The organism is Brevundimonas sp. NPDC058933 (assembly GCF_049315965.1).
In the GTDB taxonomy this organism is placed as follows: Bacteria; Pseudomonadota; Alphaproteobacteria; order Caulobacterales; family Caulobacteraceae; genus Brevundimonas.
Genome location: NZ_JBMOSL010000001.1, coordinates 1,133,422 through 1,154,985 on the forward strand (window position 1 = coordinate 1,133,422; position 21,564 = coordinate 1,154,985).

General features: G+C 68.0%; 12 protein-coding genes. 10 read left to right on the plus strand and 2 right to left on the minus strand.

Annotation, left to right across the window (positions count from 1 at the left end; genetic code table 11):
- Positions 1 to 3 precede the first annotated feature (3 nt).
- From ACOZBP_RS05610 to ACOZBP_RS05645, 8 genes are all read left to right on the plus strand, one after another.
- Positions 4 to 1,290: an acetylornithine deacetylase/succinyl-diaminopimelate desuccinylase family protein gene (locus tag ACOZBP_RS05610; RefSeq protein ID WP_422675387.1), complete on the plus strand. Its 1,287-nt coding sequence runs from the start codon at positions 4 to 6 to the stop codon at positions 1,288 to 1,290.
- Between the two features lie 5 nt (positions 1,291 to 1,295).
- A complete protein-coding gene (locus ACOZBP_RS05615) occupies positions 1,296 to 1,865 on the plus strand; it encodes a cupin domain-containing protein (protein WP_422675388.1) in 570 nt (189 codons plus the stop codon).
- Positions 1,866 to 2,154: 289 nt separating this feature from the next.
- Positions 2,155 to 4,350 (plus strand): TonB-dependent receptor, encoded by a 2,196-nt coding sequence (locus ACOZBP_RS05620; protein WP_422675389.1) that lies wholly within the window; start codon positions 2,155 to 2,157, stop codon positions 4,348 to 4,350.
- A gap of 180 nt (positions 4,351 to 4,530) precedes the next feature.
- The gene (locus ACOZBP_RS05625; protein ID WP_422675390.1) at positions 4,531 to 5,850 is read left to right on the plus strand and encodes an aspartate aminotransferase family protein; all 1,320 of its coding nucleotides are present in this window, start codon (positions 4,531 to 4,533) and stop codon (positions 5,848 to 5,850) included.
- A gap of 52 nt (positions 5,851 to 5,902) precedes the next feature.
- A complete protein-coding gene (locus ACOZBP_RS05630) occupies positions 5,903 to 8,491 on the plus strand; it encodes an ABC transporter substrate-binding protein (RefSeq protein WP_422675391.1) in 2,589 nt (862 codons plus the stop codon).
- Entirely contained in the window at positions 8,488 to 9,339 is an 852-nt protein-coding gene (locus ACOZBP_RS05635; protein WP_422675392.1) for an ABC transporter permease, read from the plus strand. The genes ACOZBP_RS05630 and ACOZBP_RS05635 overlap by 4 nt, the downstream gene beginning before the upstream one ends.
- A gap of 2 nt (positions 9,340 to 9,341) precedes the next feature.
- Positions 9,342 to 10,958, plus strand: a complete 1,617-nt coding sequence (locus ACOZBP_RS05640; RefSeq protein ID WP_422675393.1) for an ABC transporter ATP-binding protein — start codon at positions 9,342 to 9,344, stop codon at positions 10,956 to 10,958.
- Positions 10,955 to 12,076, plus strand: coding sequence for a P1 family peptidase (locus ACOZBP_RS05645; protein WP_422675394.1), 1,122 nt, complete (start codon positions 10,955 to 10,957; stop codon positions 12,074 to 12,076). Before ACOZBP_RS05640 ends, ACOZBP_RS05645 begins: the two co-directional genes overlap by 4 nt.
- A 19-nt stretch (positions 12,077 to 12,095) precedes the next feature.
- On the opposite strand, the gene ACOZBP_RS05650 is transcribed toward ACOZBP_RS05645, so the two are convergent.
- A complete protein-coding gene (locus ACOZBP_RS05650) occupies positions 12,096 to 14,567 on the minus strand; it encodes a zinc-dependent metalloprotease (protein WP_422675395.1) in 2,472 nt (823 codons plus the stop codon).
- 48 nt (positions 14,568 to 14,615) lie between these two features.
- Entirely contained in the window at positions 14,616 to 16,355 is a 1,740-nt protein-coding gene (gene ggt / locus ACOZBP_RS05655; RefSeq protein ID WP_422675396.1) for a gamma-glutamyltransferase, read from the minus strand.
- 397 nt (positions 16,356 to 16,752) lie between these two features.
- Between ggt and ACOZBP_RS05660 the strand changes: the two genes are divergently transcribed.
- On the plus strand, positions 16,753 to 19,806 hold the full coding sequence (locus tag ACOZBP_RS05660) for a TonB-dependent receptor domain-containing protein (RefSeq protein WP_422675397.1): 3,054 nt from the start codon (positions 16,753 to 16,755) through the stop codon (positions 19,804 to 19,806).
- An 83-nt stretch (positions 19,807 to 19,889) separates the two neighbouring features.
- The gene (locus ACOZBP_RS05665; RefSeq protein WP_422675398.1) at positions 19,890 to 21,344 is read left to right on the plus strand and encodes an amidohydrolase; all 1,455 of its coding nucleotides are present in this window, start codon (positions 19,890 to 19,892) and stop codon (positions 21,342 to 21,344) included.
- Positions 21,345 to 21,564: the final 220 nt, after the last annotated feature.

Sequence of the window (21,564 nt, forward strand, 5' to 3'; positions counted from 1 at the left end):
CCGATGAGCTCCCCCACAATGCAGACCGTCATGGACCTGATCGACGGGCGCACCGACGAACTGGTCGCCCTGACCCAGGACCTGATCCGCTTTCCCACCATCAACCCGCCGGGCGAGGCCTATCGTCCCTGCGCCGAATACATCGGCGAGCGACTGAAGAAGCGCGGTTTCGTCGTCGAATATGTGCGCGGCGAAGGCTCGCCGGGCGACAGCGATCAATACCCGCGCACCAACATCATCGCCCGCTGGACCGGCTCTGAACCGGGCCCTTGCGTCCACTTCAACAGCCACATCGACGTGGTCGAGGTCGGCGCCGGCTGGACCGTCGATCCGTTCGGCGGCGAGGTGAAGGACGGCCGCGTCTATGGCCGGGGGGCCTGCGACATGAAGGGCGGGCTGGCCGCCTCCATCATCGCGGTCGAGGCCCTGATCGATTCCGGCCTGCCCCTGCCGGGCGCGCTGGAGATTTCCGGCACCGTGGACGAGGAGTCCGGCGGCTACGGCGGCGTCGCCTATCTGGCCGAGCGCGGCTGGTTCTCCACCCCGCGCGTGGATCACGTCATCATCCCCGAGCCGCTGAACGTGGACCGGGTCTGCATCGGCCACCGCGGCGTCTGGTGGGCCGAGATCGAGACCAAGGGCCGCATCGCCCACGGCTCGATGCCCTTCCTCGGTGATTCCGCCATCCGCCACATGAATGCGGTGATGCAGGCCTTCGAGGACAAGCTCTATCCCGCCATGGCGGGCCGCCATTCAGACATGCCGGTGGTGCCCGAAGGCGCCCGGCAGTCGACCATGAACATCAACTCCATCCACGGCGGTCAGGCCGAGGGCTTCGACGGCCTGCCCGCGCCCTGCGTCGCCGATTCGACGCGCGTGATCATCGACCGTCGCTTCCTGATCGAGGAGACGCTGGACGACGTGAAGGGCGAGGTGAAGGCCATCCTCGACGGGCTGGCGGCCCAGCGCCACGGCTTCCGCTACGAGATGCGCGACCTGTTCCAGGTGGCGCCCAGCATGGCCGACCGCGACGGGCCGGTCGCCAGCACCACCGCCGCCGCCATCGAGACGGTGCTGGGACGCAAGGCCCAGTTTGTCTGCTCGCCCGGCACCTATGACCAAAAGCACATCGACCGCATCGGCAAGCTGAAGGACTGCATCGCCTACGGACCCGGCGTGCTTGATCTGGCGCACCAGCCCGATGAATGGGTCGGCATCGACGACATGACCAACTCGGCCAAGGTGATGGCTAGAGCGGCCTACAGCCTGCTGACCCGCGAGCAAGGATGACGCAGATGGCGCGTGGCGATGGCGACGAAGGCGACAACATCATCGGTCCGCGCCTGCGGGCGCTGCGGGACCGGCTGGGGCTGTCCCAGCGCGCCTTGGCCCGAAAGGCCGGCGTGCCGTCCAGCACCGTCAGCCTGGTCGAAAGCGGCCGCACCAGCCCATCGGTCGGCTCACTGAAACGCCTGCTGGACGCCGCCGGCGTGTCCCTGGGTGAATTCTTTAGCTCCGAGTTCGAGACCCCGACCAAGCACTTCTATCGCCACGACGAACTGACCGACATCTCGCGCGGCGAGGTCTCCTACCGCCAATTGGGTTCGGGCCAGGACAGCAGCCTGCAGATCCTTCATGAGACCTATCAGCCCGGCTCCGACAGCGGCCGTGTCATGCTGTCCCATGAAGGCGAGGAAGGCGGCCTGGTCATTTCCGGTCGCCTCGAAGTCACGGTCGACGGCCAGTCGCGCGTCCTGAAAGCTGGCGACGGCTACCTCTTTCCCAGCACCTTGCCCCACCGGTTTCGCAACGTGGGCGACGTCCCTTGCGTGGTCATCAGCGCCTGCACGCCGCCGACCTTCTGATGCTGCGTTGCGATTGATCGGAATACTGATCAAGAAAAATAAAATTCCAAGCGTTCTCAGCCTCATGAGCTTTAGAAGAAACAGGCTTGCGACCCTATCCTTTTAGACGACTACTTCGTGCGTGACGAATGAGTGACACCGGGAGGAAGACCCAGACAGCGTCAAGGTTGTTGCGTTGCACAATGTCTTCGGTCTGAGGAATATGCAGGGGTTCGGGCCGTTCGGCCCGTTCGACCGCAGCAAGATCGCCTAGAACGATCTGCGCGGTTTCATTGGGAGGGATGAGGCGATGAATCGTCTTTTGGTCAGCGTATCCGCCGGGGCGCTCGCGGCCCTGTGTTCCACCACCGCCATGGCGCAACAGGCGCCGCCCGATCCGGCCACGACGATCGACGAAGTCATCGTCACCGCCCAGCGCCGCGAACAGGCGGCCCAGGATGTCGGCATCGCCCTCAGCGTGCTCAGCGGCGAAGCCCTGATCCAGCAGGGCGTCACCAACGTCAACCAGCTTCAGAACGTCACCCCCAACCTGGAGGTCGAGCCAGCCTTCGGCGGCGGCGCCGCCCAGTTCCGCATGCGCGGCGTCGGCTTCCAGGACTACGCCTCGAACAACTCGCCCACCGTCGGGGTCTATGTGAACGAGGTCGCCTATCCGGTCCCGGTCATGACCCAGGGTCTGATCTTCGACATCGACCGGGTCGAGGTGCTTCGCGGTCCACAAGGCACCCTCTACGGCCGCAACACCACCGGCGGCGCCATCAGCTTCGTCACCAAGCGCCCGACCGAGGACCTGTCGGCCGGTCTGATGACCGAATGGGGCAGCCATGACCTCTTCCGCGCCGAGGGCCATGTCTCAGGCCCCTTGGCGGGCGGCCTGCGCGGCCGTCTGGCCGTCTCGACCGAACAGGGCGGCGCCTGGCAGCGCAATCGCACGACGGGAGAATCGCTCGGCGACGCCGACCGCACCGGCGCCCGCGCCCTCCTGGCCTGGGATCCCAGCGAGACCCTGTCCCTACTGCTCGACGTCCACGGCGGCATCGACAAGTCCGAAAACCAGGGCCTGTATTTGCTCAGCGACCTGCGAACACGCGGGGGAACCGGCCCAACCATTCCCGCCGACAGGGATCACTCCAAGACCGGCTGGGGCCTGTCGCCGCGTTTCGCCGCCTCCATCGGACGCGACGTGACGGACAAGCCGGGCCGGGACAACTCGGCGTGGGGCGCGTCGCTGAACGCCAACCTGGCGCTCAAGGGCATGAACCTGACCAGCATCACCAGCTACGAGACCCTGGACCGCAGCGAATACGGCGACTGGGATTCAAGCGCCTCGGCCGAGGCCGACACCTTCTTCGGCAGCGACGTGGACGTGCTCTCCCAGGAACTGCGCCTGGCCTCCGACAACGACAGCGCCCTGACCTGGGTCGCTGGATTCTACTATTCCAAGCAGGATCTGAACGAGCGCTACTTCTCGGACTTCATCGACATCTACGGCACCTACGCCCAGGTCACCTACGACCAGTCGGTCGAGTCCTGGAGCCTGTTCGGCCAGGCCGAATACGCCTTCACCGACCAGCTTAAGGCCATCGTGGGCCTGCGCTACGAGGAAGAGACGCGCGAGCTTCAGGGCTTCGGCTCGGCCTTTGGCGGCGCCACGGCCCTGCCGCCGACCAGCGTCGACACCAAGATGACGCCCCTGACCGGCAAGGCGGCGCTGGAGTTCAAACCCTCCGACAACATCCTGATCTACGGCTCGGCCAGCCGGGGCGCCAAGTCGGGCGGATTCACCACCTACAACACCGGCGACCGCAGCGGCATCGAGCCCTTCAACCCCGAGATCCTCTGGGCCTACGAAGTGGGCTTCAAAGCTGATCCGTCGCGCGCCGTTCAGATCAACGGCGCGGCCTACTACTACGACTATACCGACCAGCAGGTCCTGTCGGCGGTGTGGGGCGCGAACGGTCCCGTCGGCCGCTTCGCCAACGCTCCGTCCTCCCATATCTGGGGCGCTGAACTCGAGGCCGTGCTGAGGCCCGTCCAGGGCCTCCGCATCAGCCAGTCGCTCAGCTACAAGAAGGGTGAGTACGACGAGTACGAAGCCCTCGACGTCGCCGCGTCCCGCGCCGCCAACATGGCCGTCTTTGAAGACAAGGCCGGCGACCCGATCCTCTTCCCCGCGATCAGCTACGCCGGTTCGATCAGCTACGACTGGACCGTCAGCGGCTTCGCCGTGACGGCCGAGACCAACTACTCCTATCGAGACGAATACCCGTCGTGGCTGGGCGCCAAATACGACGTGCCGGACTACTGGCTGGCCAACGCCAGCGTAACCATGGGACCGGAGGCGGCCAACTGGTCCGTCACCTTCTGGGCACGCAATCTGTTCGATCAGGAATACGACCTGACCCGCAACTTCTTCACCAGCGCCGACATCGCCCAACCGGGTCGGCCCCGCACCATCGGCGCGCGCCTCAGCCTGCAGTATTGAGCGCCGCCGCCGGGCTGGAGGGTGTCCGTACGCCTTCCAGCCCGCCCCTGATCATGACGTCCACGATCCTGATCAATGCGCTGCCTGTTGGCGTAAAATCAGCAGGTTAAGTCGCGCCAATAACAGTCTTTCCTTCCTCGGCCATTCATCCGCTACTGGTCGTCTCGAGAGGATGCTTGCATGACCACACGGGCCGCCAACGACCTGGATTCCTTCTGGATGCCGTTCACCGCGAACCGCAGCTTCAAGGCGCATCCGCGGCTGTTGGCCTCGGCTCGCGACATGCACTACTTCACGCCTGACGGCCGTCCGGTCCTGGACGGCACGGCGGGCCTGTGGTGCGTCAACGCCGGCCACGCGCGCAAACCCATCGTCGAGGCGATCCAGCGCCAGGCTGAAATTCTCGACTACGCCCCGACCTTCCAGCTGGGCCACCCGCTGGTCTTCGAACTGGCCGCTCGCCTCGGGCTGCTGTTCCCCGCCGACATCGACCATGTCTTCTTCGCCGGCTCCGGCTCCGAAGGCGTCGATACGGCGCTGAAGATCGCCCTCGCATACCAGAAGGCCAAGGGCTTCGAAGGGCGCACCCGACTGATCGGACGGCAGAAGGGCTATCACGGCGTCGGCTTCGGCGGCATTTCCGTCGGGGGTCTGGAGAACAACAAACGCGGCTTCCCCACCCTGCCCGGCGTCGATCACCTGTCGCATACGCTGAACCTGGAGGAGGCCGCCTTCTCACGCGGCCAGCCGACCTGGGGCGCGCATCTGGCCGACGAACTGGAAGTCCTGATCGCCGAGCACGGCGCCGAGACCATCGCCGCCGTCATCGTCGAGCCCCTGTCGGGTTCGGCCGGGGTGATCGTGCCGCCCATTGGCTATCTGGAGCGGCTGCGCGAGATCGCGACCCGCCACGGCATCCTGCTGATCTTCGACGAGGTCATCACCGGCTTCGGTCGCATCGGCGGGGCCACGGCGTCCGAAACCCTGGGCGTCATTCCCGACCTGCTGGTCTGCGCCAAGGGCCTGACCAATGGCGCCGTGCCGATGGGCGCGGTCGGGGTGCGCGGCGAGATCTACGAGGCCGTGGTCAACGACGCCTCGGCGCCCGGCATAGAATTCTTCCACGGCTACACCTATTCCGGCCATCCGCTGGCCGCCGCCGCCGGGCTGGCGACGCTGGACGTCTACGACGGCGAGGGCCTGTTCCAGCGCGCGACCGACATGGCGCCCTATTGGGAAGAGGGTGTGCACAGCCTGAAGGGCCTGCCCCACGTCATCGACATCCGCAATCTGGGCATGGTCGCCGCTGTCGAGTTGGCCTCGCGCCCCGACGCCCCCGGCGCCCGCGCGACCGAGGTCTTTCACCGGGCCTTTGACGAGGGGCTGCTGATCCGCGTCACTGGCGATGTCATTGCCCTGTCGCCGCCCCTGATCATCAGCCGCGAACAGATCGACGAACTGATCGGACGGCTGGCCGACATTCTGCGAAACACGCCCTGACGCCGCGCGCGATTTGGGCGATGCTGCATCATCAAACGGGAGGCGGGACTGCGTGAAGCGGGGTTTGGGGCTTAGGGCAAGGGATCGGCTGAGCCGCACGCTGCTGTCGGCTGCGCTGCTGATCGGCCTGACCGTTCTCGCGCCCGCGCCTGACGCCCACGCCGCGCCTGCCCGCGACCGTCTGGTGCTGGGCCTGCCGCTGGAGCCGCCGAATCTCGACCCGACCTCGGCCGCCGCCGCCGCCGTGGACGAGGTCGTTTACGGCAACATCTTCGAGGGCCTGACCAGGCTGACCCAGAACGGCGCCCTGGCCCCGGCCCTTGCCGAGTCATGGGAGGCCGCGCCCGACGGTCTGAGTTGGACCTTCCACCTGCGGCGCGGCGTGACCTTCCAGGACGGCGCGCCGTTCGACGCCGCGACCGCCAAGTTCTCGCTGGACCGGATCACCGCCGAGGGTTCGACCAACGCCCAGAAAGCCCTGTTCGCACCGATCCAGAGCGTCGAGGTCATCGACCCGGCGACCCTGCGCATCCGTCTGTCGCGGCCGATGGCGACCCTGCCCTATGTCCTGGCCTGGGGCGACGCCGTCATGGTCTCGCCCAGCAGCGCGGCGACCAACGCGGTCTCGCCTGTCGGCACCGGCCCCTTCCGCTTTGATAGCTGGCGGCGCGGCAGCCAGCTGACCCTGTCCCGCTGGCCCGGCTACTGGGGCCCGGCCCCACGCCTGAACACCGTCGTCTTCCGTTTCATCAGCGACCCGACCGCCGCCTTCGCCGCCGTCAGCGCCGGCGACGTGGACGCCTTCCCCAACTATCCCGCGCCGGAAAACGTGGCCCAGTTTCAGCGCGACCCGCGCTTCCGCGTCGTCGTCGGCGCCTCCGAGGGCAAGGTCATCCTGGGGATCAACAACACCAAGGCGCCGTTCAACGACGTGCGGGTGCGCCGCGCCCTGTCCTACGCCATCGACCGCGACGCCCTGATCCAGGGGGCCATGTTCGGCTTCGGCCAGCCCATCGGCAGCCACTATTCGCGTCAGGCCCCGGGCTATGTCGACCTGACCGGCGCCTATCCGCACGATGTCGCCAAGGCGCGTCGGTTGCTGTCCGAGGCGGGCTATCCCAACGGCATCGACGTGACCCTGCGCCTGCCGCCCCGCCCCTATGCGCGACGCAGCGGCGAGGTGCTGGCCTCGCAACTGGCGCAGGCGGGCATTCGGGTGAAGATCGAAAATCTGGAATGGGCCCAGTGGCTGGATCAGGTGTTCAAGCGCCGCCAGTTCGACCTGACCATCGTCGAGCACGTCGAGCCGATGGATTACGACATCTATGGCCGCAAGGACTATTATTTCGGCTACGACAGCCCCGCCTTCGACGCCCTGCTGGCCCAGGTTCAGGCCGCCCCTGACGAGCCGACGCGCTTACGTCTGCTGGGCGATTTGCAACGCCGCATCAGCGAAGACGCGGTCAACGCCTTCCTGTTCCAGTCCTCGCGCATCGGCGTGTGGAAGGCCGACCTGAACGGCCTGTGGATCAACGCCCCCATCGCCGCGAACGACGTGTCGGGGGCCTGGTTCACCGGCGCGGGCGCGGTTGGCGCGACGACCGCCGAGCGGACCGGCGGCGGCCTGCCCTGGGGCTGGATCAGCCTGGTCGCGGGCGCGGCTCTGCTGGCCTTCGTCGGTTGGCGTTTCGGCGTCAGCTGGATGCTGAAGAGGCTGGGCGGCCACGCCCTGACCTTGCTGGCGGCGACGGTGGTCATCTTCCTGCTGCTGCAGGTCGTGCCGGGCGACCCGGCCAGCTACATGATGGGGCTGAACGCCAGCCCGGACTCCATCGCCGCCCTGCGCCAGCAGATGGGGCTGGAGGGGTCAGGCGTCGAACGCTACCTCGCCTGGCTGGGCGACCTGCTGACCGGCCAGTTCGGGACCAGCTACACCTATCAGGTGCCGGTCGGCGGCCTGATCGCCGAGCGTCTGGCCGTGTCGGCGCCCCTGGCCCTGATGGCCACCATCCTATCGCTGGCCGTCGCCCTGCCCATCGGCGTCATGGCCGCCAGCCGTCGCGGCACGGCGGTCGACACCGGCCTGATCGGCGTCACCCAGGTCGGCGTGGCCCTGCCCAACTTCTGGATCGCCATGCTGCTGATCCTGCTGTTCTCGGTGAACCTGGGCTGGTTCTCGGCCGGCGGTTTCCCCGGCTGGAGCCAGGGCGTCTGGCCCGCCTTCAAGGCCCTGATCCTGCCGGCCGTGGCCCTGGCCGCGCCCCAGGCCGCCATCCTCGCGCGCGTCCTGCGCACCGCCCTGCTCGACACCATGAACGAGGACTATGTCCGCACCGCTCGCGCCAAGGGCCTGTCGGTCAACCAGGCTCTGTGGCGTCACGCCCTGAGGAACGCCTGGATCCCCGTCTTGACCATCCTCGGCCTTCAGTTCCCCTTCCTGCTGGCCGGCGGCATCATCATCGAGAACGTCTTCTCCCTGCCCGGTCTGGGCCGACTGGTCTTCCAGGCCATCACCCAGCGCGACCTGATCGTGGTGCAGGGGGTGGTGGTGGTGCTGGTCTTCGCCGTGGTTCTGGTCAGCTTCCTGATCGACCTGGCCTATCTGTTTGCTGATCCGCGCCTGAGGGGACGCCGCGCATGACCGACGCCCCTGCCCTGGCCGCCAAGTCGCGCGTCCGCTGGCCGCTGTCGCTGGTCGTCGGCGGTGCCTTGACCGTCGTGGTGGTCCTGACCGCCCTGATCGCCTTCGTCTGGACGCCCTATGAGGTCGAGGCGGTGAACATCGCCGCCAAGCTGACCGCCCCCAACGACGCCCACCCGTTCGGCACGGACCATTTCGGCCGCGACGTCCTGTCGATGATCATGGTCGGGGCGCAGAACTCGCTGGCCGTGGCCCTGGTCGCCGTCGGCATCGGCGCCGGGGTCGGCGTGCCGCTGGGCCTGACCGCGGCCGCGCGCGGCGGCTGGGTCGACGAGTTGGTCATGCGCGGCAACGACCTGATCTTCGCCTTCCCCGCCCTGCTGCTGGCGGTGATGATCACCGCCGTCTTCGGCCCCGGGGCGATCAACGCCATCATCGCCATCGGCCTGTTCAACATCCCCGTCTTCACCCGCGTGGCCCGCGGCGCGGCCATGGGCCTGTGGACCCGCGAATACGTCCTGGCGGCGCGCACGGCGGGCAAGTCCAAGGCCCTGATCTCGCTCCAGCACATCCTGCCCAATCTGATGAGCCTGCTGGTCGTGCAGGCCGCGATCCAGTTCGCCGTCGGCATCGTGGCCGAGGCCGGGCTCTCCTACGTCGGTCTCGGCGCTCAGCCGCCCATGCCCAGCTGGGGCCGGATGCTGGCCGAGGCCCAGACCATGATCGGTTTTGCTCCCTGGCTGGCTGTCATGCCGGGTCTGGCCATCTTCGTGACCGTGCTGGGCCTAAGCCTGACCGGCGACGGCCTGCGCGACCTGTTCGACCCGCGCGTGCGGCGGGAGCGTTGAGCATGACCGTCCTCGACATCCGCGACCTCAGCCTGTCGATCGGGCAGACGCCCATCCTCAAGAACGTCAGCCTGTCGGTCGCTCCCGGCGAAATCCTCGGCCTGGTCGGCGAAAGCGGCTCGGGCAAGTCCATGACCGCGCTGGCCGTGCTGGGCCTGACGCCGCCGCGCGCCGCCGTGACCGGCGAGATCCGCCTGAACGGCCAGCTCATATCCGGGGCCCCCGACGCCGCCCTGCAAAAGGTGCGCGGCCGCGACGTCGGCATCATCTTCCAGGAGCCGATGACGGCCCTGAACCCCGTCATGACCATCGGCGATCAGGTCGCCGAGACGGTGCGTCTGCACAAGGGCGCGTCGCGCAAGGAGGCCCTCGCCGTCGCCCGGGCCGTGCTGGACCGCGTCGGCCTGCCCGCCGAACGCTTCCCCTTAAGCCGCTTCCCGCACGAACTGTCGGGCGGCCAGAGGCAGCGCGTGGCCATCGCCATCGCCATCGCCCTGACGCCCAGGCTGCTGATCGCGGACGAGGCGACGACGGCGCTGGACGTGACGACGCAGGCCCAGGTGCTGGACCTGCTGAAGCGGCTGGTGCGCGAGGACGGCATGGCCCTGATCCTCATCACCCACGACCTCGCCGTCGTGGCCGAAACCGCCGACCGCGTGGCGGTGATGAAGGACGGCGAACTGGTCGAGGAATCCCCCGTCGCGCGCATCCGCACCGGCATGGCCCATCCCTATTCTCAACGCCTGCTGGCCAACGCCACCCACGCCCCTAAGCGACGCAGCCGCCCGCAGGCCGACGCCGCCCCGGTGCTGCAGGTCGAGGGTCTGGTGCGCGAATACGGCGGCGCGCCCGCCCTGTTCGGCAAGGCCAGAACCTTCCGCGCCGTGGATCAAGTGAGCCTGTCGATCCAGCCGGGCGAGAGCGTCGGACTGGTCGGCGAGAGCGGCTGCGGCAAGTCCACCCTGCTGCGCGCCATCCTGGCTCTGGAGACGCCCCAAGCGGGTCGAGTTCTGGTCCGCGGCCGCGACATCACGGCGGCCAGGGGCGCGGCGCTGAAAGCCATCCGCCGCGATATTCAGGTGGTCTTCCAGGACCCCTATGGCAGCTTCGATCCGCGCTGGACCGTGGCGCGGCTGGTGGCCGAGAACTTCCACTTGCTGGACACGCAGCCCTCACCTGCCGAGGCCCGCCGCCGGGTCGATCAGATGCTGGATCAGGTCGGCCTGCCCGCCTCGGCCGGCGACAAGTATCCGCACGAGTTTTCTGGCGGCCAGCGCCAGCGCATCGCCATCGCCCGCGCCCTGATCACCGAGCCCTCCGTCATCTGTCTGGACGAGGCGGTCTCGGCCCTCGACGTATCGGTGCGGGCCCAGGTGCTGGACCTGCTGGCCGACCTGTCGGACCGCCTGGGCCTGTCCTACCTGTTCGTCACCCACGACCTGACGGTTGTGCGGACGGTGACGGATCGTCTGCTGGTCATGCAGGCCGGAAAGATCGTCGAACAGGGCGAAACCGCCGCCGTCTTCGCCGCCCCTTCGCACCCCTATACGCAGACACTTCTGGCGGCGACGCCGGATCTGGTTCGCAATCACGCTCTGGAAAAGGAAACCGCCGGATGAACCGCAGAACCGTCCTCGGCTCGGCCCTGATCGGCGCCGCCGCCTCCGCAGCCGGCGTCGCCAGCGCCAAGCCGGCGGCACAATCCGCCGCCCGCGCCTCGGGCCGCACCGGGCCGCTGAACCTCATCACCGACGTCGAAGGCATCAAGGTGGGTCAGGCGCATGACGCGGGCGTCCGAACCGGCGTCACCGTCATCCTGGCCGAAAAGCCCGCCGTCGCCGCCGTGGACGTGCGCGGCGGGGGTCCCGCCGGGCGCGAGACCGACGTGCTGCGGGCTGAGAACCTGGTGCAGGAGGTGGACGCCATCATCCTGTCGGGCGGTTCGGTCTATGGCCTGGGCTCGGCCGACAGCGTCGCCGCCTGGATGGGCATGCGCGGGCGCGGCTACGGCATGGGCGGCGCGCCGGGCGTGCCCCCGTCGCCCATCATCCCGACCGCCTGCCTCTATGACCTGGCCAATGGCGGGAACAAGGCCTGGGAGATGGAGCCGCCCTACCGCCGCCTGTCGGTTCAGGCGCTGGAGGAGGCGGGCGACCGCTTCGATCTGGGCACCGCCGGCGCGGGCTATGGCGCCGAGGCCGGGGCGCTCAAGGGCGGCATAGGCTCGGCCTCCGCCCTCATGGCTTCGGGCTGGACGGTCGGGGCGATCGTCGCGGTCAACAGCGTCGGCTCGGTCGTCGCGCCGGGCGGCAAGACCTTCTGGGCCGCCCCCTATGAGATCGGCGACGAGTTCGGCGGGATGGGATCGTCAGGCCTGCACGCCTCGGCCGAGGACTGGGGCCTGTCCAAGTTCGGCGCCCGCCCGCGCGAGAACACCACCATCGCCTGCATCGCCACCGACGTGGCCCTGACACGTGTCGAGCTTCAGCGCATGGCCATCATGGCCCAGGACGGCATGGCCCGCGCCATCCGCCCTTCCCATGCCCCCTTCGACGGCGACACCCTGTTCTGCCTGTCCACCGGCAAGAAGGTCATTGAGAACCCGGCCATGCGTCAGGTCGCCGTCGCTCAACTCGGCAACGTCGCCGCCGACGTCCTGGCCCGGGCCGTGGCCCGCGGCGTCTATCACGCAACCAACTACGAAGGCGTCACGGGCAAGACCTGGCGAGAGCGTTAAGCCCCCGCCAGCCGGTCGCTCAATGCCACTCGCCGCCGCCGATCGGCGCGCCCGGCGGCACGGGCTGAACTACCGGCAGGGTTTCACTGAGCGCCTTCAGCCCGTCGACCGGCCCGGTCAAGGCCTCGGCCAGCCAGGCGCATTGCGCCGTTTCCAGCCGGTCGCCGCGGCAACGCTTCAGTTGCTCGCCGAACCGCCGCGCGCTGTCGCGCACCACGCCCTGCGCCGTGGACGACAGATCCTTGCCCTGGATCAGAGCGGCCAGATAGGCGGCGTAGCGGGCGCGCGTCACACGACGCAGTTCCGCCTGACGCGGGCTGAGGCCAGCCCCCGGCCCCACAGCCGTCGCCACCCGATCCAGCACCTCGGTCAGGCCCAACTGACCCGCATCACGACGCTGCTGCTCGACCAGACGATTGAGACGCTCGGGCGCCAGCAGGGTCTCGAACACCACCTGGGACGCCGCCGCCGCCGCCGAGGACGGATCGAAGACCGCGTCGGTCTTGCCCTCGAACAGCTCGATCTCCGTCTGCCGGTCGGTATTGCCCGACTGGGCCGATGACAGCAGGTCGATCAGGTCGTCACGCACGTCCAGTTCGGCCGGCGACAGGGCCTGCATCAAGGCCTCCAGGGCCGCACGCTGCTTGTCGGCGGGCACAACCTCGGCCCGCTCGTGGCCGTCGCCGCTGATGGCGTAGCCATAGTCCACGCCGCCGATCTGCCGCCCGACCGCCGTGGTCTGATAGCGATGATAGAGGTAGATGGGCACGATGACCCGGCGCAGGTCCGCCGCCGGCGCGCCCGCCGGCAGGTTGGCCAAGCCGAAGCGCGACAGGGCGATGCGCCGCACCGCCATGACATTGGCGAACTCGACCGTCGGGTCGGTCCCATTGTCCCACATGGCGGCGTAGGGCTGCAGACTGCCCAGGGGCCGGGTGTCGGTGTCGTTGACAAAGCGATAGCCCTTGGCTTGCGCTTCCCCCGCCAGCGCGGCGCGACGCGCGACCGGGTCCTGGCCCGGCGCATCCCCATACAGCCAGTCGACAACAAAGCGATCCCAGGCCCCGACGCCGGTCGTATAGGCGCGGCTGAAGTCCAGACGCTCGCCGTCCGCGATGACCCAGGGCGCCGGATAGTCCATGACCGAGGCCCGGTCCTCATAGGTCGAGGCGGCGAAGTTGTGGGCGATGCCCAGGGCGTGGCCGATCTCGTGCGCCGACAGGTGGCGCAGGCGCTGGTAGGCCAGACGGTCTGGGTCGTCCTCGCCGCCCGTGCCGCTGCGCGCCGCGCCGACCAGACCCTCGAAGATCATCTTGTCCTGACGGTCGCGCAACGAGCCCAGTTGCACCACGCCGCGGACGATCTCGCCGGTGCGCGGATCATTGACGCTGGCGCCGGTGGACCAGCCGCGCGTCTCGCGGTGGACCCAGGAGACGATGTTGTAGCGCGCGTCCATCGGGTGCGCGCCCTCGGGCAACAGCTCGACCCGGAAGGCGTCGATGTAGCCCGCGCGATCAAAGGCTTGCGCCCACCAGTTGCCGCCCTCGATGAGGGCTTCGCGAATGGCCTGGGGCGCTGCGCGATCGACGTAGAAGACGATGGGCTTGTTGACCGCCGAGCGAGCGGCGGTCGGATCGGTCTTCTCCAGTCGGAAGCGACGCGCCAGACGGCTGACCACCGGCTGATCCAGATCGGCGGCGAAGTCCGTCACCAGAACCTGGGCCGAGGTGCCGGAGCGCGGGTCATGCAACACCGGCTGGAACCCCGCGTCGGGCAGTCGAATGAACGAATGGCGCACCGTCAGGGTGACCGATCGGGAGTCCGGCGCGACACGCGACAGCTCCATCCCGGGCTCGTCGCTGGTGAAGGTCTGGACCGTCTGGAACTCGACGTTGTCGGGGAAGACCAGGGTCTGGTCTGTATCCAGATAGCCCAGGGTCGGCGCCGCCTTGAACGAGCCCAGACGCGCCCGTTTCAGGCGGCCCACGGCGTTGATCGCGTCGCGTTCGAGGAAGCTCGACAGATCGACGCTGACCGATCCGTCAGCGGCCGTCTCGACCACTTCGCCGGACCAGACCACCGAGGGCGAGAAGGAGGCGGCGACCGCCTTCACCTGATCGGCGTCGGCGTCAACGGCGCGGAAGCGGGTGTTCTCGAACTCGGCGAAGACGCGATTGCCGACCTTGCGAAAGGCGAGGACCTGGGCCTGGCCCAGGCCCGAGCGATCCAGACCGGCGCCGTCCATGCCCAGCCCGGCCGACAACCCCGGTTGGTAGAGATAGCGCCCCAGCACCCCGTCCGCGCCGGGCGCCGGCAGACGCACGCTAGCCTTGCCCTTTTGCCGATCCAGCTTCACACCGAACAGACCGTCCTGCCAGGCGGATGCCGGGGCCGTCGCGGCGGCCGGACCTGCCGCTTGCGCCAGAACCGGCGCCGCCCCGGCAGCCACGACCAACCCGGCGACGCTCGCCAGCAGAACCTTGCGCAACATGAGCCGCCCCCCGCGGTTGACTGAGACTAGAAGCTTGCTGGACGCCCGCTACTGGACGCCGAGCGCCAGGGCGTCGGGCCGGCGGGTGTCCGCCGCGCCCAGGAATCGATCGCCCTCGATCATGATGGACTGGGTGCTGCCCATTGTCATGGACGGGCGGACGGTGTGGCCGCGCGCCTCCAACAGGCGTTCGACGTCGGGCGAGAAGCCGCCTTCAAGCTCCAGCGGGCTGTCGCCGCCGCCCTGATTCAGGCGCGGACGCATGGCCGCCTCGGCGATGTTCAGCTGGTGGTCGATGACGTTGGAGATCAGTTGCACCATGGTGGCGATGATATAGCCGCCGCCCGGCGTGCCGGTGACCAGCCAGGGCTTGTCGTCGTCAAACACGATCATCGGCGTGATGGTCGAGCCCAGACGCTTGCCCGGCGCCGGCGAATTCGGCTGGCCGTTCGAGCCCCACGAGAAGTTGTCGAGCGAGTTGTTCAGCAGGATGCCCGTCCCGACCGGGGCCACGTGCGCGCCATAGGAGTTGGACAGGGTATAGGTGTTCGACACCGCATTGCCGTGGGCGTCGGCCACCGAATAGTGGGTCGTGTCCTGGCTCTCGTACGGATAGGGATTGCCCTCGGGAATGTCGGCGGCCGCCAGCGAGCGGTCCATCGAGATCAGCTTGACCCGCTCGGCGGCGAATTCCTTGCTGGCCAGACCCTGGGCCGGCGTCGTCCACTGCGGCGCGCCGCCGATCAGGCGACGGTCCGACGAGACGATCTTCATCGCCTCCGAAATCAGGTGCAGGCTGTCGACGCTGCCCCAGCGCAGCTCGCGCATGGGGAAGTGCTCCAGCAGGTTCAGCCCCTCGGCGACGCTGACGCCCGAGGCGGTCGGCGGCATGTAGGCGATGCGGTGATCGCGATAGGTGGACCAGATGGGCGCCGTCACGTCGGCACGGTAATCGGCCAGATCCTGCGCGTCCATGATGCCGCCGCGCGCCCGTACGCCCTCGACGATCTTCTGGGCCAGTTCGCCGCGATAGAAGGCGTCGGCCCCGCCCTGCTGCACCTGACGCAGGCTCCACGCCAGTTGCGGCTGCTTGAACAACTCGCCGGCGCGATAGGGCGTGCCGTCCGCCTTCAGATAGGCTTCGCGCGCGCCGGGATCGGTAGCCAGCACGCTCGCGCGGCCCGCCGTGGCGTCCGCCTCGCCGTCCGACAGGATCACGCCGTCCTCGGCCAGCTTGACCGACGGCGCCACGACCTGGGCCCAGGTCAGGACCCCGAAGCGCTTGTGCGCCTCCCACATGCCGGCGACCGTGCCCGGCACCGAGACGTTGCGGAAGCTGGACGGGGCGCGCCGGTCGAACTTGCCGCTGTCGTCCAGCAGGAAGTCCGGCGTCGTGGCGCGCGGCGCCGTGCCGTAATAGTTGATGGCGATGTCAGCCGCCGGACGGTCGGCCGTCGCCGCCATGTGGACGATCATGTAGCCGCCGCCGCCGATATTGCCGGCGCGCGGCAGGGTCACCGCCTCGGCGAAGGCCACGGCCACGGCGGCGTCCACGGCGTTGCCGCCCTGTTTCAGGATGTCGACGCCGACCTGGGTCGCCAGGGCGCTCTGGCTCACCACCATGCCGCCCCGTCCGACGGTCGGGCTGTGGATCTGGCCGTAGTTGACGATGTCGCCGCCGCTGCCGACGGCGGGCCGGGTCTGGACAGACGCCTGCTGCGCCGTGGCAGGCGCAGCGGCCAGCAGGGCCGCCGCCGCGACCGCGATAATCTTCAAATGAGAACGCATAGCCACCCCGTCACAATTCACGCGATTTCGTCCGCTCACGGGATGAAATCCCAACCCGCCCTCGTGATGAGAGGGCCTTAGTAGAGCGATAGCATTGCTCAAACAGCGAACTCAAGGGCGATTACAGGTGATTACCTTGCTCATTATATTGAATAACAGCAATATTTAACCTTGAGTGGTTGACGGCTTGATTGTGTCCGTTTCTAGTCATGCTCGAGGGGAAAGCTCCGGGTTAGACGCAGTTCGTTTCAATCGCGCACTCCCGGGCGGACGTCTCGCGCCTGAAAACGCCGACCGCCGCCAAGACGAACATCGGGGGATACCGGGTTCGATGACCACCAACGGGGATAACCAGACCATGCGTGCAACCTTCGCTCGTCGGAGCTTGAAGACGGCCATGTTGGCCACAACAGCGCTGTTCGGCGCCGCCACCGGCGCCGTCGCTCAGGATGCGCCCGAGGGGCAGGCTACGCAGGTCGACGAGATCGTCGTCGTCGGCTCGCAAATCCGCGGCGCCAATGTGACGGCGGCCTTGCCGGTGTCCGTGGTCAATGAAGAACAGATCCTGGCCGTCGCCGCGACGTCGGGCGACGACCTGATGCGGTCGATCCCTCAGATGGGCGACGTGACGTTCAACTCGTCCTACCTTCCCGCCAGCTCCAACTCGGCGCGCGGCGACACCGGTTCCGTCAACCTGCGCGGTCTCGGCATCGGCAACACCCTGGTGCTGCTGAACGGCCGTCGCGTCGTCGGTCACCCGACCAGCCAGGCCAACGAGCATCTGGTCCCGGTCCTGACCTACAACACCAACGCCATTCCGGTGACAGGCCTGCGACGCCTCGAGGTTCTGCGTGACGGCGCCGCCGCCATCTATGGCGCTGACGCCGTGGCCGGGGTGATCAACACCGTTCTGCGCGACGACCTGAACGGGCTGACGGTCTCGGCCCAGTATGGCGGCGCCGAAGGCACCGGCATGCGCGAAACCAACTTCAGCGCCTATGGCGGCCGCGACTTCCTCGACGGCCGGGGCAATCTGTCGGCCTTCCTGAACTATGATCACCGCACCGAGCTGTCGACGACGGATCAGGACTACACGGCCTCGCTGGACAAGCGCCCGCTGTTCGCCGGCACCGGCTTCGAGACCGCCACCACCCTGAACAGCCGCTCGTCCCTGACGGCCTGGGGCCTGTTTCGTCCCACCGGCGGCACGGTACGCCTGCCCGGCGCGACGTCCAACCTGACGGCCTTCAGCACGCAACCGTCCAGCTTCGCCGGCTGCAGCGCCGCGCTGGGCGCCGGCCTCTGCCTCAAGTCGGGCACCGCGATCGATTCGCGCCTCTATTCGGACTCAGCGGCCCAGGGCGTCAGCGTCATGCCCAAGGTCGAACGCCTCAACGTCTTCCTGAACGGCAAGTACAAGCTGAACGACAGCGTCGAGGCCTTCGGCGAGCTGGGCTATTACCAGGCGGAAACCACCGCCTGGCAGGCGCCGATCAGCACCCTGTCGTCGATCGTCCTCACCATCCCCAAGACCAACTTCTACAACCCTTTCGGGGCCACGACCCTGCCGGGCGGCGGCGCCAACCCCAACCGGCTGCCTGGCATCACCGCGCCCGCCGGCGGCGTCGACCTGCTGCTTAGCGGCTACCGCTTCGACGACCTGGGGCCGATCGAGGTCAATGTCACCAACAAGCAGTATCGCGCCCTGGGCGGTCTGCGCGGCGAGATCGCCGGCTGGGACTGGGAAAGCGCCCTCCTCTACTCCGAGGCCAGCGCCGAAGACATCAGCGACAACGTCTCGACAACGGCTCTGCAGAAGCAACTCGCCCTCTCCACAGCCGACGCCTACAATCCGTTCAACGGCGGCGACCTGAACAATCCCAGCTTCGGCGACGGCACGCCCAGCAGCCAGGTCGCGCTGGACGCCATCCGCCAGAAGCTGCGGCGCTATACCGAAACCAGCCTGGCCTTGTGGGACTTCAAGGTGTCGCGTCCCGACCTCTTCGCCCTGCCCGCCGGGGACCTGGGCATGGCGGCCGGCATCGAGGCCCGTCGTGAAACCCAGCTGGACGACCGTGACGAGCGGATCGACGGCACCATCACTTTCACTGACGCCTCCGGCGCGGTCTACGGCGACCTGATCAACTCCTCCATGAACCCGGACACCGAAGGGGACCGCACGGTCTATTCGGCCTATGCCGAGTTGGCCGTGCCCATCATCTCGCCCGAGATGAACATCCCGTTCGTCCATAACCTGGAAGCCCAGATCGCCGGGCGCTACGAGCACTATTCGGACTTCGGCGACATCGCCAAGCCCAAGGTCGCCGTCGCGTGGGATCTGGCCGAAGGCCTGCGTCTGCGTGGCTCCTGGGCCCAGGGCTTCCGCGCCCCCAACCTCGAGCAGATCAACGCCAGCATCGTGACGCGTTCCAACAGCAGCACGGACTGGACCTATTGCGAGGCCCTGACCCGGCGCACGGCGATCGCCGGTCTGGGCAGTTGCGTCAGCCCGACCATCCGCCCCGGCTTCTCGGACGCGGCGTCGGTCAACACCGCCCGCATCCGTCGCAACGTGGCCGAACAACGCGCGGGCAACCCGAACCTGCAGCCGGAAGAGTCGGAGACCTTGTCGTTCGGCACGGTGATTCAGCCTGACTTCACCCCGGCCCAGCTGGGAGACTTCACCATCACGATCGACTGGTGGAACGTGAAGCAGACCGGCATGGTCGGCGTCTTCCGCGGTCAGAACGCCCTGACGCTGGATTACCTGCTGCGCAAGCAGGGCAGCTTCAATCCGAACGTGGTTCGCGCCGCGCCGACGCCAGAAGACGTGGCCATCTTCGCGGGAACCGGGCTGCAGGCCGCAGGCGAGATCCTCTACGTCAAGGATCTGTACGACAACCTTCAGCCGCAGGAAGTCGAGGGCATCGACCTGGGCGTCATGTGGAGCCTGCGCGGGACGCAATACGGCGACTTCAGCGTCAACCTGAATGTCTCCCATCTGTTGAAATATTACCTCGAGCCCTCGCCCGGCGTTCAGGCCCTGATGGAGGCCAAGGCGAACGGCGAGATCGACCCGGTCGTCGCCTTCAGCGGCAGCGCCGGCGATCTGATCCGCTCTGGCGGGCGTCCGGAATGGAAATGGTCGGGCACCGCGACCTGGCGCTATCAGAACATCACCCTCGGCGCCTACACCTCCTATATCGGCAGCGTCTATCAGGACGGGCTGACCAATGCGGCGGGCGAGGTCTGGACTGTCGACTCGCAGATCACCGGAAACCTGTACGGCGAGTATGAGTGGGAGGATGGCCGCATGGCAGGAACCGCTGTTCGCCTCGGGGTCCGCAACCTGACCGACGAGGCCCCGCCGCTCGCCGTGGACGGATACCTGGGCACGGTGCACCAGCCCTACGGGCGCTACTGGTACGCCAGCGTTCGCAAGTCCTTCTGAAGACGACGATACGACCGGGCGGGAGGCGAGCCATGGCCTCCCGCCCTTCTCCTTCTATCCGATGCCCGTTTGTGGAGTTCCTGATGAAACCCGTCTCGATGCGCGCCCTCGCTGTAGCCGCCGCCCTGTCCAGCGTCGTCGCCCTTCCGACCCAGGCGGCGGAACTTTCGCCTCAGGCCCGCGCCCGGATCACCGGCACGGTCGAACGCAACCAGCCGGCCCTGGATCACGCGGCGCTCGAAATCTGGAAATTTGCCGAGCTGGGCTATCAGGAAACGCAGAGCTCGGCCCTGCTTCAGGGTCAGCTTCGCGAGGCTGGCTTCAACGTCACGCCCGGCATCGCCAACGAGCCGACCGCCTTCCTGGCCAGCTTCAAGAACGGCGACGGTCCCGTTATCGCAGTCCTGGCCGAATACGACGCCCTGCCCGGCCTGTCGCAGACCCTGAACCCGGTGCAGGAATCGGCCGGCGGCCACGCCGGCCACGGCTGCGGCCACAACCTGTTCGGCGCGGCCTCGGTCCACGCCGCCATCGCGGTCAAGGACTGGATGGCGGCCAACAACATCAAGGGCGAACTGCGCGTCTATGGCACGCCCGCCGAGGAAGGCGGCTCGGGCAAGGTCTACATGGTCCGCGACGGCCTGTTCAGCGACGTCGACGTCGCCGTCCACTGGCACCCCGGCAACGTAAACAGCGCCCGCCAGGGCGACACCATGTCCAATGTCTCGGGCAAGTTCCGCTTCTACGGCGTCTCGTCCCACGCCGCCGCCGCGCCGGACAAGGGCCGCTCAGCCCTGGACGGGGTCGAGGCCATGAACGCCATGGTCAACCTGATGCGCGAGCATGTGCCCGACCGCACCCGCATCCACTACGCCATCACCGACGGCGGCAAGGCGCCCAACGTCGTCCCCGCCTATGCCGAGAGCTACTACTACGTCCGCCACAATGATCCGCAGATCGTCCGCGACGTGCTGGAACGGGTGAAGAAGGCGGCCGACGGCGCGGCGCTGGGCACGGGCACCCGCGTCGAGTTCGAGGCCATTGGCGGCGTCTATTCCATGCTGCCGAACGAAGCCCTGATGACCGTCATGGACCGCAACCTGCGCCATGTCGGCGGCATCACCTGGACGGCCGAAGAAGTCGCCCTCGCCACCGAGATCCAGAAGACCCTGCCATCCAAGCCGGACCTGGCCAGCGTCGGCACGATCGAACCCGCCGTGATCGGCGGCGACTTCGGCGGTTCGACCGACGTCTCGGACGTCAGTTGGGTCACGCCGACGGTCGGCCTGTCCACCGCCACCTTCGTCCCCGGCTCGGCGGGCCACAGCTGGCAGAACGTGGTGGCCGCCGGCTCGACCATTGGCCTGAAGGGCGCGCACCTGGCCGCCAAGACCCTGGCCCTGACCACCGCCGAACTGTTCCAGAGCCCCGACACCATCGCCGCCGCCAAGACCGAGTTCGAACGCCGTCGCGGCCCGGACTTCCAATACGAGGCCCTGCTGGGCGACCGCGCCCCGGCGCTCAACTACCGCGACTAGGGCGCCGTCCACGCACTCTCTCCGTCATCCCCGGGCTTGTCCCGGGGATCCAGACACTCACCGCTTCGAGTCTATGGATTCTCGGGACAAGCCCGAGAATGACGGGTGAGTATAGATCGCCATCCCAATACAGCGCCCCACTCTCAAAAAATCTCGGGCTTTGCGCGCACACGAAGCGCTTTTGCCCGCCGCCGCCCCCGCGTGCGCCATCATGGCTCTC